12 protein-coding genes and 1 tRNA gene are annotated in these 14,416 nt (G+C 63.8%); 3 read left to right on the forward strand and 10 right to left on the reverse strand.

Annotated features, from left to right (window positions below; all coding sequences use genetic code 11):
* Positions 1–89: 89 nt before the first annotated feature.
* Together Q1U94_RS09950 and Q1U94_RS09955 are read right to left on the reverse strand one after the other, a co-directional pair.
* Positions 90–1,526 carry a hypothetical protein gene (locus tag Q1U94_RS09950; protein ID WP_300543993.1) on the reverse strand — a complete coding sequence of 479 codons (1,437 nt, stop codon included), beginning with the start codon at positions 1,524–1,526 and terminating at the stop codon, positions 90–92.
* A 272-nt stretch (positions 1,527–1,798) separates the two neighbouring features.
* Positions 1,799–2,737 (reverse strand): LysR substrate-binding domain-containing protein, encoded by a 939-nt coding sequence (locus Q1U94_RS09955; RefSeq protein WP_300543996.1) that lies wholly within the window; start codon positions 2,735–2,737, stop codon positions 1,799–1,801.
* Between the two features lie 33 nt (positions 2,738–2,770).
* Between Q1U94_RS09955 and Q1U94_RS09960 the strand changes: the two genes are divergently transcribed.
* Positions 2,771–2,980, forward strand: a complete 210-nt coding sequence (locus Q1U94_RS09960; protein WP_300543998.1) for a hypothetical protein — start codon at positions 2,771–2,773, stop codon at positions 2,978–2,980.
* A gap of 180 nt (positions 2,981–3,160) precedes the next feature.
* On the opposite strand, the gene Q1U94_RS09965 is transcribed toward Q1U94_RS09960, so the two are convergent.
* The 4 genes from Q1U94_RS09965 to aroA all read right to left on the reverse strand — a co-directional run bounded on the left by Q1U94_RS09965 (position 3,161) and on the right by aroA (position 7,455).
* Positions 3,161–3,469, reverse strand: coding sequence for an integration host factor subunit beta (locus Q1U94_RS09965; RefSeq protein ID WP_300544001.1), 309 nt, complete (start codon positions 3,467–3,469; stop codon positions 3,161–3,163).
* Positions 3,470–3,598: 129 nt separating this feature from the next.
* Complete coding sequence (rpsA, locus tag Q1U94_RS09970; RefSeq protein WP_300544003.1) at positions 3,599–5,446, reverse strand: 30S ribosomal protein S1; 1,848 nt, start codon at positions 5,444–5,446, stop codon at positions 3,599–3,601.
* Positions 5,447–5,486: 40 nt separating this feature from the next.
* On the reverse strand, positions 5,487–6,113 hold the full coding sequence (gene cmk / locus Q1U94_RS09975) for a (d)CMP kinase (protein WP_300544005.1): 627 nt from the start codon (positions 6,111–6,113) through the stop codon (positions 5,487–5,489).
* Position 6,114: 1 nt separating this feature from the next.
* Positions 6,115–7,455: a 3-phosphoshikimate 1-carboxyvinyltransferase gene (aroA, locus tag Q1U94_RS09980; protein ID WP_300544007.1), complete on the reverse strand. Its 1,341-nt coding sequence runs from the start codon at positions 7,453–7,455 to the stop codon at positions 6,115–6,117.
* Positions 7,456–7,566: 111 nt separating this feature from the next.
* Here aroA and Q1U94_RS09985 point away from each other — a divergent pair, with 111 nt between their 5' ends.
* Both Q1U94_RS09985 and Q1U94_RS09990 read left to right on the forward strand, forming a co-directional pair.
* A complete protein-coding gene (locus Q1U94_RS09985) occupies positions 7,567–8,010 on the forward strand; it encodes a TIGR02300 family protein (RefSeq protein ID WP_300544009.1) in 444 nt (147 codons plus the stop codon).
* Positions 8,011–8,117: 107 nt separating this feature from the next.
* Positions 8,118–8,193: transfer RNA gene (locus Q1U94_RS09990), tRNA-Ala, on the forward strand.
* Between the two features lie 181 nt (positions 8,194–8,374).
* Here Q1U94_RS09990 and Q1U94_RS09995 read toward each other — a convergent pair.
* The 4 genes from Q1U94_RS09995 to Q1U94_RS10010 form a co-directional block, all read right to left on the reverse strand.
* A complete protein-coding gene (locus Q1U94_RS09995; protein ID WP_300544011.1) occupies positions 8,375–11,617 on the reverse strand; it encodes an error-prone DNA polymerase in 3,243 nt (1,080 codons plus the stop codon).
* Positions 11,614–13,200 (reverse strand): DNA polymerase Y family protein, encoded by a 1,587-nt coding sequence (locus Q1U94_RS10000; RefSeq protein WP_300544013.1) that lies wholly within the window; start codon positions 13,198–13,200, stop codon positions 11,614–11,616. The genes Q1U94_RS09995 and Q1U94_RS10000 overlap by 4 nt, the downstream gene beginning before the upstream one ends.
* The gene (locus Q1U94_RS10005) at positions 13,085–13,813 is read right to left on the reverse strand and encodes a hypothetical protein (protein WP_300544015.1); all 729 of its coding nucleotides are present in this window, start codon (positions 13,811–13,813) and stop codon (positions 13,085–13,087) included. The genes Q1U94_RS10000 and Q1U94_RS10005 overlap by 116 nt, the downstream gene beginning before the upstream one ends.
* 65 nt (positions 13,814–13,878) lie before the next feature.
* Complete coding sequence (locus Q1U94_RS10010; RefSeq protein ID WP_300544017.1) at positions 13,879–14,325, reverse strand: response regulator; 447 nt, start codon at positions 14,323–14,325, stop codon at positions 13,879–13,881.
* Between the last annotated feature and the right edge of the window lie 91 nt (positions 14,326–14,416).

Consider the following 14,416-nt stretch of genomic DNA (forward strand, 5'->3'; position numbering starts at 1 on the left):
GTTAAACGCTTGCCGCGCAGGAGAAAAGGGGAGAATTGCCGGCAGCCGGAACCGGGCCGGTCATATGACCGGCCCGGCCGGGGGTCGGACTACAACTCGTCGTGACCGATCACGTTGAACGGGTTTTCATAGCCCGAATAATTGTGGTTGGACGAGATGATGAACTGGACGATGTCCATCCAGCCATAGGTGTCCGTGTTATATTTTTCGAACTGGTAGTCGAACAGTGTCCAGCCGAACTGGGCCGGCCGATTGGCTGCGGAATTGGCGCCGAAGTAGGACAGGAGGTCGCCCATTATGTAGACGCCGATCACACCGTACCAGGTGGCGCTGGCATAATTCAGGACCGCATCGTAATTCGCCTTCTTCCCGAAAGCCGAAGTGACCAGATTGGTCTTGACGCCATTGGCACCGAAGGTTGGCAGACCCTTGTACTGGTCCTGGACGTAGACGGAGAAATTGCGGTTCGAATTGCCATAGGCAGCGCTGCCGCTTGTATTGTCGCTCCAGCCGATCGGCACACCCAGCCGCAGATCGCTGTTGATACGATTGTAGAGCACGATCTTCGAACGCACCGAACCCAGCGTCTGCATGTCGCTCGACGAGGTAACCGGATAGGCCGAAAGAACATCGGCCAGCGCGTTAAGTACATTCGTGGAATCGCCATTGTAGCCATTCCAGTCATCAACCTTCAGCGTCATCACCACCATTTCGGAGGTGTTGGAGGCAAGGAAGGTCTTGCACTCGTCCATCAGCGACGTGAAGGACTGGTATTCGTTAACCCCTGTCGAGCTGCCCAGGTCTCCGTGGCAAGTCACGAAGGAGTAGGTACTGCCCGTCTTCTGCACCTTGAGCCGGACGTCGAGCAGGCGGACCCCGCCATTCAGCTGATCCGTTATGGAGAAGCGGTGACAGGCATAGGGCGTATGGATGGTCGTGTTGATTGCAGCGGAGTCGTGCGTGCCCGGCAGGTTGATATTGCCCAGGGGCAGCGAGTCGTCGATTGACTGCAACCAGTTGGACGCGCTCGTATCCGTCGTGTGCAGGTCGACGATGGCATAGCGCATGAAGACCTTGGAATTACCCCCGATCAGCTTCAGCACGATCTCATTGTCCCCGGCCTTCAGCATGCTCGCCGGCACCGACCAGACCATGTCGTAGAAGCTGGTGATATGCGGATCGAAGCCCGTCACCAGAAGCTGGCCATTGACGGTGATGGAGATCGGACAATTTGTCGTGCCGTTCACAATGGAGCTGCACAACTGGAAGATCAGATTGACGCCCTGTTGCTGGTCCAGCTTCAGATTGAACTTGAAGAAGCCGTCGACGTAATTGATCGACCAGCAGGTATAGGTCGGATTGTAGTCGCAGCCCTGATACAGCGGCAAGGAGTAGTTCGCGGTCCGCGCCGGGTCGGGACGGGTGAAGTCGATGGTCTGCTTGAGCGCGGCTGTCGTCGCCGCGGGGCGAGCTTGTTGCGCCGACCGCTTTGTCGCGACCGGTGCATCGGGCGTTTTGAGAGACATGGCAGATATCCTGGGATGAGTGTGATCGATCGGCCGCGCTAGCACGGCCGGCAGATTGCATTTGGAACTCACTCGATTTCGAACTGGCTGCGACCCGCCCGTGTGTTCTGCCGCATCCTTTAAAGCGGGTGTCATGTGCGGGTCGGGAGCGCCAGTCAGTACGCGCTTTGCGCAGCGTGTTTCTAGCCTATTACTTAAGGTTCGTCCAGAGCATAAATATAACTAGACCGTGTTGTGCCAAACGCATGGAGAGCGCGGCATGGCACAGCGCCTTATGGGCTTTCGACGGTTCGCTGGGCGGGGCCGTCCCGGTTGAGGCAGAACGCCATTGGCTGAAACAGCATCCATTCGACGAATGCTTTGATCTTCGGTTCGACGGCCCGCGTCTTGTCGAAGACGAGATAGTGCGAATGCGTGTGCGGGGATTCATGTTCGAAAGGCTGCAACAGGCCGCCGGCCGCGAGCTGTTCGGCGAAGTATATCGGCGTGACCATCACCGCAGCATCTCCGGCAGCGATGGCCGCCGACACCTCCATCGTCTGGGTTTCCAGCTCCAGGGCCGGACGTTCCGGCAGACGGGCAGGGTCGACCCCACATTCCTCCATCCAGGCACTCCACCAGTGCATGGGCCCGAACAGGCGCAGGCGCAGAAGATCTTCCGGCTTTTCGAACGGACCGAACCGGACGGCTGCCTGGGCCGGCACAAGCGGCGCGGTCTTGTCGTCAAAAAGGTGACGCGCCTCCAGGCCCGGCCAGTATCCCCGGCCCATACGGATGCCGATATCCGCGTCGCCGGCGCGGATGTCGACCAATTCGGACCGGCTGTCGATCCGCACGGCCAGATGCGGGTGATCGATCTGGAAGCTGCCGATCCGCGGGACCAGCCAGTTCGAACAGAATGTCGGCAGGGCGGTGATGGTCAGCACGCTGTCCCGGTCCTCACGCACATCGCGGAACGTGCGTTCGAGCAGGCGGAAGGCCTCGGATGTCCCCCGGGCCAGTTGTGCGCCACGTACGGTCAGTTCGACGTGGCGGGCCTTGCGTTCGAACAGCGCGAAGCCGAGCCGGTCCTCAAGCAGCTTGACTTGATAACTCACGGCGGCCTGGGTCATGCCAAGCGCCTCGCCGGTACGCGTGAAATTGCCCAGACGCGCTGCGGCCTCGAAGACGCGGATAGCATTGACCGGGGGCAGGGAAGCGAAATTATCCATAAGCGGTATTTATCAAAGACCCTTGAGAACGCGTTGGTCAAGACTGCCCTGACCCGCTACATCCCGGTCGTGCTTATGACGGAGGCCGCCATGACCCTGGTCGAACTGATGATCGAAAGAACCCCTCCCCGCGTCACCGGAGCAGCAGGTGATCGCTGGCTTGTCGACAAGTCCTGGCTGGGCTGGCTTGTCCGGACCTTCGGCTGGCTGGAAGGCAGGACCGACTGGAACCGGAAAGCTTGAGGGCAACAGTCGTGCCCGATGCCGATGGGTGCGGCTGCAGGTGTGGCGGACCGGCGCCGTGCTGCCGATGACCGGTGCCGGTCCTGCCACGCCGACCCGGGCAGACGACAAGGCGAACAAAAGGAAAGGGCCCGTCAGCACACTGCCCGGGCCCTTTCTCTTTCGCACGATTGCGAACGGTTATTCGACGAGTTCCGGAACGGTTTCCCGCGATGCGTCCACGCGTTCGCGCAACTCCTTGCCGGTCTTGAAGAAAGGCACATGCTTTTCCTTGACGGCAACGCTTTCGCCGGTCCGCGGATTGCGTCCGATACGGGCGGGGCGGCGGCGCACCGAGAAGGCACCGAAGCCGCGGAGCTCAACCCTGTCCCCGCGGGCAAGGGCATCGGTGATACCGTCAAGGACCGTGTTGACCACACGCTCGACATCGCGGTGGTAGAGGTGGGGATTGGCCTCCGCCAACTTGTCGATCAATTCCGATTTGATCATGCTAAACCTCCGCGCGGGAAAGCCTGATCCTTACGTCTGCTGCTGCGGCCGTCAATGCGCACGGACAAAAAAACGGCCGGAGCGTGAGCTCCGGCCGTCTTCTGTCTGTATGTAAGGGGATGGAGACGACTAGTTGTCGTCCTTCTCCTCTTCCTTCTCGCGCAGTGCGGCGCCGAGAATGTCGCCGAGCGACGCGCCGGCGTCGGACGAACCGTACTGTTCGACGGCCTCACGCTCCTCGGAAATCTCCAGCGCCTTGATGGACAGGGAGATGCGGCGCGATGCCTTGTCGATATTGGTGACGCGGGCGTCGACCTTGTCGCCGACCGCGAAACGCTCCGGACGCTGTTCCGCGCGATCGCGGGACAGGTCGGACTTGCGGATGAAGGACTTCATCGAACCGTCTTCGCCGAAGGAGACCTCGATACCGCCCGAGGTGACCTCGGTGACGGTGCAGGTCACCGTATCGCCACGGCCCACGCCGGACGAATCCATCGGATCGCCGCCGAGCTGCTTGATGCCCAGGGAGACGCGCTCTTTCTCGACGTCGACATCGAGCACCTTGGCCTCGACGACATCGCCCTTCTTGAATTCCTCGATGGCCTGCTCGCCCGACTTCTCCCAGGAGATGTCGGAGAGATGGACCATGCCGTCGATATCGCCGTCGAGACCGACGAACAGACCGAACTCGGTGATGTTCTTGATCTCGCCCTTGATCGACGATCCGGACGGATGGGTTTCCGCGAAGACTTCCCAGGGATTGCGCTGGGTCTGCTTGACACCCAGGGAGATGCGGCGCTTTTCGGCATCGACGTCCAGCACCATGACTTCGACTTCCTGCGAGGTCGACAGGATTTTGCCCGGATGGACGTTCTTCTTGGTCCAGGACATTTCGGAAACGTGGACGAGGCCTTCAACGCCCTCTTCCAGTTCCACGAAGGCACCATATTCGGCGATATTGGTGACACGGCCCTTGAAAACGGCGCCAACCGGGTATTTGGCGCCCACGCCTTCCCACGGATCCGACATCAGCTGCTTCATGCCGAGCGAGATGCGCTGTGTGTCCTTGTTGATCTTGATGATCTGGACTTTGACGGTCTGGCCGACTTCCACCACTTCGGACGGGTGGCCGACGCGGCTCCAGGACATGTCAGTGACGTGCAGCAGACCGTCGATCCCGCCCAGGTCCACGAACGCACCGTAATCGGTGATGTTCTTGACCACGCCTTCGCGGGTCTCGCCCTCGGCCAGCTGACCGACGAGTTCGGCACGCTGTTCGGCGCGGCTTTCTTCCAGCACGGCGCGGCGCGAAACCACGATATTGCCGCGCGGACGGTCCATCTTCAGGATCGCGAAGGGCTGTTCCTGATTCATCAGCGGACCGACATCGCGCACCGGGCGGATATCCACCTGGGAGCCCGGCAGGAAGGCCGAGGCGCCGCCCAGGTCCACCGTGAACCCGCCCTTGACGCGGCCCACGATGGCGCCGTTGACGGGCTCCTTTTTCTCGAAGGACTTCTCGAGACGATCCCAGCTTTCCTCGCGGCGGGCTTTGTCGCGCGACAGGATGGCATCGCCGAGCGCGTTTTCGATGCGCTCCAGGTAAACTTCGACTTCGTCACCCACTTTGGGGGCTTCCGAGCCCGGGCCCGTGAACTCGCGCAGCGGGATCCGGCCTTCGGTCTTCAGGCCGACATCGACCACCACGAAATCGTTTTCGATCGCGGTCACGGAACCTTTGACGACCTGGCCTTCCGCCAGATCTCGTCCGGCGAGACTCGCTTCGAGCATGGCGGCAAAATCATCGGTCGTCGGGGTGAGGGATTCGTTAGACATGTTAAAGGGTTGCTCCAATGCGGCGAACGCTTCGAACTGTGCTTTCGCGGCCACCGCGTAGCCGTTTCCGGCCGGTTGGTCGTTGTACAAATGGGCGCCAGCCAAGGCCGCGACATCGGATCGATATTGCGGTGACGGCATCTGGAACGCCCGGCTTCTTGTTGCTCTAGCGTCGGAAGTGTCACGCCTTTTGGCGCTTTTCCACAATGCGGATCGCTGTTGCAACGGCCGCGTCTATACTCAAGGAAGACGTATCAAGCAAGATCGCGTCGTCCGCCGGACGCATCGGCGCATCGCTGCGCCCGGCATCCCGGCGGTCCCGTTCGCGGGTCTGTTCCAGCATTGCGTCAAAGCTGAGCGTCTCGCCGCTCGCGGTCAATTCCGCCCAGCGGCGGCGGGCCCGTGTCTCCGGATCGGCGGTCACGAACAGCTTTACGTCCGCATCCGGGCAGATCACCGTTCCGATATCCCGGCCGTCGAGAATGGCGCCGCCCGGCTGCGTTGCAAAGGCACGCTGCACCTCGAACAGGGCGTCACGCACGGCCGGAATCGCCGCGATTTTTGACGCCATGGCCCCGGCCTGTGCCGTGCGTATGCGAGCTTCGTCGATCGCCGAGACATCGAGGTCGCGGGCCAGCGCCGCACAGGCGGTGTGGTCCTCCGGGGACACGCCGGCATCAAGCACCGCCACGCCGGTGGCGCGATATAGCGAGCCCGTGTCCAGATGGGGCAGGGACAAGTGCGCGGCCAGCGCCTTTGCGATCGTGCCCTTGCCTGAGGCCATGGGTCCGTCGACGGCGATGATCATCTCAACCGGCCTCCAGCGCCGCGCCCAGGCTGCGCATATGGTCGAAGAAGTCGGGATAGCTGGTCGCGATCATGGCGATATCGTCGACGCGCGCGCCCGTTCGCGAGGCGAGGCCGAGGACAAGGCCGCTCATGGCCAGCCGATGATCGTGATGCGTCACCGTTTCGCCGCCGCCCTCGAGCCCCTTCGGACCGGCCCCGTAGACGGTCAGACTATCCTCGCCGGCTTCCACCCTGGCGCCGTTCACAGTGAGTAGCGCCGCGGTGCCGGCAAGCCGGTCGCTTTCCTTGGCGCGCAGTTCCGCAAGCCCTGGCATGAAGGTGGTTCCGGTCGCGAATGCGGCGGCGACTGCAAGAATGGGATATTCGTCAATCATGGCAGGCGCGCGCTCGGCCGGCACTTCGATACCTCTCAGCGGGCTGGTCCGCGCGGTTACTGTCATCGTGCGCTCGCCGGCCATGACAGGTCCCGGCACGATTGTCAGGTCCGCTCCCATTTCCTTCAGGGTCTCGATCAGGCCGGTGCGGGCCGGGTTGTTCATGACGCCGGTCAGCGTGACTTCGGAGTCCGGCACGATCAGGGCAGCGACAATCGCAAAGGCCGAAGAGGACGGATCTCCCGGCACGTCGACCACCTGACCGGTCAGGCGCTGCGGACCGGTAAGACGGATGCGCGTACCGCCGCCTTCGCGCGTCACGTCTATTTCGGCTCCGAAGGATTTCAGCATGGTTTCTGTGTGGTCGCGCGTGACCTGCAGCTCGCGCACACAGGTTTCTCCCTTAGCGCCCAGGCCGGCGAGCAGGATTGCCGATTTCACCTGTGCCGACGCGATGGGCGGCGTGTAGTCGATAGCCGCCAGTTCCCCCGGCTCCAGATGGGCTGGCAGGCGCCCGTCGGTCGTTGTGAAGCGTGCGCCCATGAGACCCAGCGGATCCGTGACACGCCGCATCGGGCGGGATGAGAGGCTTTCATCCCCGACGAAATCCGCGCCCGCTCCGGACCCGGCGACTGCTCCCATGACCAGGCGCACGCCTGTGCCCGAATTTCCGAAGTCGAGCGGTTCTGGCGGGGTTGAAAGCCGGCCGCTCGTGCCCTGCACTACCCATTCGCCGGGGCGGTTGTGCTTGACGCCGGCGCCGAGCGCAGCCATTGCCTTCGCTGTATTCAACACGTCTTCGCTTTCCAGCAGACCGGAAATGCGCGTCTCGCCCCGGGCAAGGGCGCCAAGAATGAGAGCACGGTGGGAGACGGACTTGTCCCCGGGAGCGGCCAGGGAACCTGCCAGGCCCGAGGCCGGATGGGCCTGCGCGGGACCGCGCAGACGGGAGGACGTTTCGCTCATGAACGGAAATGCAAGGTTTGAGGTGACATGACGGCGAAGAGGTTTTGACAGAGGGCGGTGATCGTGGCAACGGGTCCCGCCGAAATTCGAAACTGGTTGTGAAGGGAAGTCATGGCCAAGCCAGAACTGGGAACCAAGCGCGCCTGTCCGAGCTGCAGCGCGAAATTCTACGATTTGGGCCGCCGGCCGGCCCGCTGTCCGAAATGCGAAACCGAGTTCGATCCGGAACTCGAGGAACCGCGTCTGGAGACAGCACCGGAAGTCGAGGAAGAGCCGCCTGCCAAACAACCCGCCGCCACATCGGACGATGATGGTTACGGCGACGAGACCGACGACACACCTGAAATCGATGCCGAAGCCGACCGCATTCCCGACAGTGACGACGATGATGACGACGAGGACTCATCCGGTCTGAGCGACGATCTTCCCGACGGGTTCGAGGAAGACGATGTCGATAATGACAGCGATGACGAGGACGATACGAGTGTCCTGCTCGACGATGAGGAAGACGATGATTTCGGCGACTTCCCGATTGAAAAGGACGAGGACCTGTAGGCCGGTTTCCGGTCGCTGCATTTGTGGCGCACAAGAGGCTTGATCCCGGTGAAAACCGGGACTAGTTTCCGCGCCTCCCGCCGGGACCCAATCCGGCACAGGGTAATGGGGCCATAGCTCAGTTGGGAGAGCGCTTGAATGGCATTCAAGAGGTCGGCGGTTCGATTCCGCCTGGCTCCACCATTCCCTCGATCTCACGACAGTCCGCTTCGCGGACGTCTCCGATGGGGCGGGCTGACCGCCCGGCGCGCAGTCGCGCTTGCGAACCCTGCGGGTTCGAAGTTACTTCGTCCAGCTCCACCATCTTCCAGCCGGCAGGATTCGGGTAATCGGCCCGCGACAGGCTCGGGCATCCGTTATTTGCCTAATGAAAGTCCCGGCTTTTCGGGATCACGCGCACATTGCGCGGATGTGTGCGTCCGCGCGGATCCCGGCTGACGGGGCGGGCCACTTCATCGGTCGGGGCCAGCACCTGTTTGAGCGTATCGCGCTGGACGTCTTCGGACAGCAGTGAGAGATCGTCCGTCCGGTCGACGAGGCCTTCGGCAACGATATGCACGACATTGTCGGCGCTTTGCACCCGGCCGCTCACCGCAAGTAGCCGCGCTCCCATGACGACAGGACGAAACCGGTCGAAAACGCGCGGCCAGACGACAAGATTGGCGATGCCGGTCTCGTCCTCGATGGTGATGAACACCACACCACTGGCTGTACCCGGACGCTGGCGTACCAGCACAACTCCACCGGTTTTCACCCGGCTCCCGCCCGGCCGCGCATTGGCCGAGCGTGTTGTGACCAGGCCCATGGCGTCATAGCGTTCGCGCAGGAAACGCAGGGGATGCGCCTTCAGGGACAGGCCCGTGGTCTGATAGTCCTGCAACACGTGCTCCGACAGGGGTATGTCCGGCAGGCCGGCCTCGCGCTCGCGTCCAAACGCATTGACACCGGCCATGTCGAACAGGGGAAGTCCCGCGTCCCGCGCACCGCCACGAATGGCCCAGAGCGCCTGCCGGCGGTCGAGTTCCATAGACCGGAAGGCATCGGCGGCGGCAAGACGTTCCATCGCCCCCCGGCCCAGCCCGGCACGGCGCCGCAATTCCGCCGGATCGTCATAGCCGCGGCCTCGTCCCTCGACGATTGCCATGGCATCGTCCTCGCGCAGGCCATCGATCAGTCTCAGTCCCAAGCGCAGGGCGAAACCGCCCCTTTCGGCCGGTTCCAGCATACAGTCCCAGGCCGAGTAATTGACGTCCGGCCCGCGCACTTCGACACCATGCTCGCGGGCATCGCGGACGATCTGGGCCGGCGCATAAAACCCCATGGGCTGGGAATTCAGAAGCGACGCTGCAAACACCTCCGGGTGATGGCATTTCAGCCAGGCGGAAACATAGACTAGAAGCGCGAAGCTGGCGGCATGACTTTCGGGGAAACCGTAATCGCCGAATCCCTTGATCTGGTTGAAACAGGCCTGGGCGAATTCCAGCGAATAACCGCGCGCAGTCATGCCCTCGACCATCTTGCTCTCATAGTTCGCGATCGTGCCCATCTTGCGGAAAGTCGCCATGGCCCGGCGCAGCCCGTTGGCCTCATCCGGCGTGAATTTCGCGGCATCGATCGCGATCTGCATGGCCTGTTCCTGGAACAGGGGAACACCCAGGGTCCGGCTGAGGATCGACCGCAACTCGTCCGGCGGCCCGTGCTCCGGAGCGGGCGAAGGATAGTCGACGGCCTCCAGCCCCTTCCTGCGCCGCAGATAGGGGTGGACCATATCGCCCTGGATCGGCCCCGGCCGCACGATGGCAACCTCGATCACCAGATCGTAGAAGTTTCCCGGCCGCAGACGCGGCAGCATGGTCATCTGGGCCCGGCTCTCGACCTGGAATACGCCCAGACTGTCTGCCTCGCAGAGCATGTCGTAGACCGCCCTGTCACCTTCAGGGATCGAGGCCAGGCTCCATGTCTCGCCCTTGTCGAACGCAAGCATGTCGAAGGCCTTGCGGATACAGGTCAGCATGCCCAGCGCCAGGACATCCACCTTCATGATACCCAGGGCGTCGATATCGTCCTTGTCCCATTCGATAAAGGTGCGATCGTCCATGGCCGCATTGCCCACGGGCACTGTTTCGATCAGCGGGCCCCGGGTCAGTACGAATCCCCCGACATGCTGGGAGAGATGGCGCGGGAAGCCGATCAGCTCGCCGGCCAGACGCAGCGCCAGGCGGATTGACGGATTGTCCGGATCCAGCCCGGCCTCGCGGATATGCTCGGTGTTTACCGACCGCCCCCAACTGCCCCAGACCGTGCCCGCCATCGCCGTGGCGATGTCCGGAGACAGGCCCATCGCCTTGCACACATCACGCAGCGCCGAGCGCGGCCGGTAGGAGATCACCGTCGCAGTCAACGCGGCGCGATGGCGGCCATAACGGCGGTAGACATACTGGATTACTTCCTCGCGCCGCTCATGCTCGAAATCGACGTCGATATCGGGCGGTTCCTTGCGTTCCTTTGACAGAAAGCGCGCGAAAAGCAGGCTGGTCCGGGCCGGATCGACCTCGGTAATGCCGAGACAGTAGCACACGGCCGAATTCGCCGCCGACCCCCGGCCCTGGCAAAGAATGCCCTGCCGGCGTGCCCAGGCGACAATATCGTGCACAGTGAGGAAATAGGCGGGATAGCCAAGCGCCTCGATCAGGGCGAGTTCCTGATCGACCAGGCGGGCCACCTTGTCGGGAATGCCGTTGGGATAGCGCCTGTGTGCGCCCTCCCAGGCAAGAGCTGTGAGATGCTGCTGTGGCGTCCGGCCGGGCGGGACAGGCTCGTCAGGATAGACATAGGCCAGTTCGTCGAGGCTGAAGGCACAGCGCGCCACGATTTCCTGCGTGCGAGCCAGAGCCGTTTCGAACCCCTTGAACAGGCGTTCCATCTCTTCCGGTGATTTGAGATGACGCTCGGCATTCGGCTGTAACCGGAACCCGGCCGTTTCCATGCTGCAGCCCTCGCGGATACAGGTCAGCACGTCCTGCAAGGGGCGGCGGGACGGGGTGTGGTAGAACGCGTCTTGAGCCGCGACCAGCGGCACACCGGTGCGTCCGGCAAGGGCCGACAATGCGCCCAGGCGAGCCCTGTCGCCGCCGGCCATACGGTGGATGGCCGCCAGATAGAGACGATCGCCCCAGATCCTGGCGAGACGGGCCAGCAAGTCCTCGAACCCGTCATCATCGTTCTCTGGCGGGATGAGGATGAAAATCTGGCCTTCGCCATGAGCTATAATGTCGTCCAGTGCGATGCGGCACTCGCCCTTGGGCACATCGCCCATCTTGCCATTCGACAACAATGCGCACAGGCGGCCATAGGCGGCGCGGTCGGTGGGATAGCAGACCAGGTCCGGCCCGTCGGCGGGGCGCAGCCGGGCCCCGACCAGAAGGGGAAAGCCGTGTTCCTTCGCCGCCAGATGCGCCCGCACCACCCCGGCCAGCGTGTTGATATCGCAAACGCCCAGTGCGGCAAGGCCGAGCGCCTTGGCGGCCAGCACCATTTCCTCGCCATGCGAGGCCCCGCGCAGAAAGGAAAAATTGGTCGCGCTGACGAGTTCGGCATAACCGGTCATGGGAAGAGCCCGTGGACATACCAGGCCGGCGTCCCGCCGCGACCATCGCCATAAAGGCCTTCGCGGAAAATCCAGTAGCGGCGTCCATCCGTGTCTTCGACGCGGTAATAGTCGCGCGCCCGGGACGGCCGCGGCGGCGGACGCCACCATTCCGGTGCGATGCGTTCCGGCCCGTCGGCACGACGGACCCTGTGCACCACCCGGCGCCAGACAAAGCGCATGGGCGGTCCGTCGGGGATTTCCGCGATCACATCGAGGCTTTCCGGCCGCTCGAACAGGCGCAGGGGGCGCAGCGCACTTCCGGCCGGGGCCGCGCTCTGCCAGTCCGGGAGTTCACCATCATAGACAGAGAGTCTTTCCGCCCGTTCGGGCAGATGGCTTTCAACCGGTTTGAGGGTTTTCACCACCCGGTTGCCCAGCCGGGCGGTGATCCGGTCGGCGAGCAGCGACAGGCCCGCCAGGTCCGGCCCTTCCCGGCCGAAACCCGGCCCGAAATCGCGCGCAACGGCCCGGACCGGTCCCGTGCCGGCCGCCTCCAGCTCCACCATCTCGATCCCGAAGCCCGGATCGATCCCGTCCAGACGGTCCCGGAACAGGCGCAGAATGTGGTCCGGGTCGCGCACCGGCCGGGCCGCACCCGCCTGGACCACGGTCACGCTCTGATCGCTGCGGAAGGCGGCGAAGCGGAAGCGGCGCGCGCCTTCACCATGGGTATCCAGCCGTTCGCACAGGGCCGGCACCAGCTGCTCCAGCCCGGCCCGGATACCGTCATGATGCAGCAGCGGTTCCGCGCAGGGCAGGCGAACCGCATGATCCGGCGGCGGGCGCAAAGGATCGAGCGGTTCCGGCCGCAACCCCAGCGCCTGATCGAGCCGGGTCAGGACCGCATCGGCAACCGACCGCGAATGAAAGCGCCGGGCCAGGGCCTTGCGGTCGATATCGTAAAGCTGGCCGATCCGCGTCAGTCCGAAGCGCCTGAGCAGGGTCAGCGCCCCCTCCGTCAGGCGCAGACCGGACATGGGCAAGTCCGCCAGACCGGCCCGGAGGCCGGTTTCGTTAAGCCGCGTCCGGTCCGGCGCCGCATGCGCGAGGGCCCAGGCGGCGCCCGGCGTCGGCGCCAGACCGAGCCGGCAGGCAAGTCCGCTCCGGGCGAGCGCCGCTGCCATGTCATTCATCATCGCCGTTTCGCCACCGAAAAGATGGGCGCCACCGGTTGTATCGATCAGGATCGAATCAGCATCGGCCAGCGCGACACTGGGCGACCAGCGTTCCATCCACAGGGCGAGCGCCGACAAGGCCTGCGCATCAGCCATGCGGTCGACGGGCTCCGCCATCATCTCCGGCGCCCGGGCACGGGCATCGGCGAAGCGCAGCCCCGCCTCGATTCCGGCCATGCACGCCGCCGCATTGGCCGCCACAACGCGCAGGCCGTGCTGGCCGCTTTCGGTCAGAACGAAGGGTGTGGCCTCATCCGGTGTCACGCCATTCGAGGCCACGTCCCGGAACGGGGCCGATGCGGCGCGGCTGCGGTACAGACGGTCGAGCGGCCAGTCCGGGAACCAGACGCAGACATGGCGCTTCATGATGGAACTCCAGGTCGAAGACGCGTCCCGCCTCGCCCGGCCGCAGGCGGGACTTCTCCAGAACCGCACGCCAGGCCGGCCGCCCCGGGGCGCGCGCATCGTATGGATCCGGTTGCGACGGCCGCGCCGAAACCCGCCATCGTCCCTGTGCGGCCGTTGCCCCCGACCGCGTATGAGGAAACATCAGCACCAGCGGAGTCCGGCTGGATTCCGACGCAAGGACCAGCCGGCGCGCCGCCGTGAAGTCCATGCCGTCGACCTCCCCCACCACAGCAGCAAGCTCCTTGTCCCGCGCGCCCTCCTCGATCGCCCGCAACGCATCCAGGCGCGTACGTGCCTCAACCCAGAGCAGGCGCCCGGGGTCGAACCCGAACCCGGCAACTCCACGGGCCGAAACACGCCCATGCTCGGCGGCCAGCGCCTGCTGGCGCACCCAGAGACAGACACCCGGCCTCCCGGCATCGCGCAAGGCTGCCAGGGTCAGACCTGCCAGGGCCGCAAAATCGCCGAAACCGGCCTCGGCCAGCTCATGCAGGCCCGCCTGCCCCAGCCCGTAGGGGAAGGGGGAGACTGCCGGCCTCCCGGCCACATTCGTGTCGGGCTTCAAGATCATTGTTCTGTTTTTGTTCCAATGCAGGAAAGAGTCAAGAGCGTCCCGAACAATCCCCATACCCAGGATCAAAAGAGCGGATCGGGAGGGCTGAGCCTTGGACCAGGCCAAACGCCCATTGCTCCGGCGAGGCGAAGCAAGTCACCCACAAGCCGCCGCCGGTCGGTCTCGTCGGCCGGCTTCTCGACGGCTCCCACGACATTGGCGAACTCGCGAGCCTGCCGCACGGCATCCGGGCGCTGAGAGAGAGCCAGGACCGGTATGTCACACAAAGCCGGATGACCAGACATTCGCTCGAGCAGCCAGACACCGTCATGCGCACCCATCACCATGTCCAGAAGCACGCAGACAGGCCGTTTGCTCCGCCCCGACAAGGCCCGGTGGCGCAACAGGTCCCACGCCGCGTCCGCCGACGGAGCCCGTTCCAGCTGAAGAATGGCCGCATGACGCCGCACGGCATTCTCGACCAGTTCCGCATCGGCTTCATCGTCTTCGACCAGAAGGACGCGCTTCATGATTTCAATCAAAGAGTTCGTTTTCCAGCCTCTCCAGTGTCCCACGCCTGTCGCCTGGAATCCAGAAATGGTTTTAATTTGGAACCAATGA

This window comes from Maricaulis sp. (genome assembly GCF_030149515.1).
Lineage (GTDB): Bacteria > Pseudomonadota > Alphaproteobacteria > Caulobacterales > Maricaulaceae > Maricaulis.

Excerpts from the sequence above, each read along its gene's own strand:
- cmk (WP_300544005.1), bottom strand. The coding sequence starts at position 6,113 with ATGATCATCGCCGTCGACGGACCCATGGCCTCAGGCAAGGGCACGATC.
- Q1U94_RS09965 (WP_300544001.1), bottom strand. The coding sequence starts at position 3,469 with ATGATCAAATCGGAATTGATCGACAAGTTGGCGGAGGCCAATCCCCAC.
- aroA (WP_300544007.1), bottom strand. The coding sequence starts at position 7,455 with ATGAGCGAAACGTCCTCCCGTCTGCGCGGTCCCGCGCAGGCCCATCCG.
- Q1U94_RS09950 (WP_300543993.1), bottom strand. The coding sequence starts at position 1,526 with ATGTCTCTCAAAACGCCCGATGCACCGGTCGCGACAAAGCGGTCGGCG.
- Q1U94_RS09985 (WP_300544009.1), top strand. The coding sequence starts at position 7,567 with ATGGCCAAGCCAGAACTGGGAACCAAGCGCGCCTGTCCGAGCTGCAGC.
- Q1U94_RS10010 (WP_300544017.1), bottom strand. The coding sequence starts at position 14,325 with ATGAAGCGCGTCCTTCTGGTCGAAGACGATGAAGCCGATGCGGAACTG.
- Q1U94_RS09955 (WP_300543996.1), bottom strand. The coding sequence starts at position 2,737 with ATGGATAATTTCGCTTCCCTGCCCCCGGTCAATGCTATCCGCGTCTTC.
- Q1U94_RS10005 (WP_300544015.1), bottom strand. The coding sequence starts at position 13,813 with ATGATCTTGAAGCCCGACACGAATGTGGCCGGGAGGCCGGCAGTCTCC.
- Q1U94_RS10000 (WP_300544013.1), bottom strand. The coding sequence starts at position 13,200 with ATGAAGCGCCATGTCTGCGTCTGGTTCCCGGACTGGCCGCTCGACCGT.
- rpsA (WP_300544003.1), bottom strand. The coding sequence starts at position 5,446 with ATGCCGTCACCGCAATATCGATCCGATGTCGCGGCCTTGGCTGGCGCC.
- Q1U94_RS09995 (WP_300544011.1), bottom strand. The coding sequence starts at position 11,617 with ATGACCGGTTATGCCGAACTCGTCAGCGCGACCAATTTTTCCTTTCTG.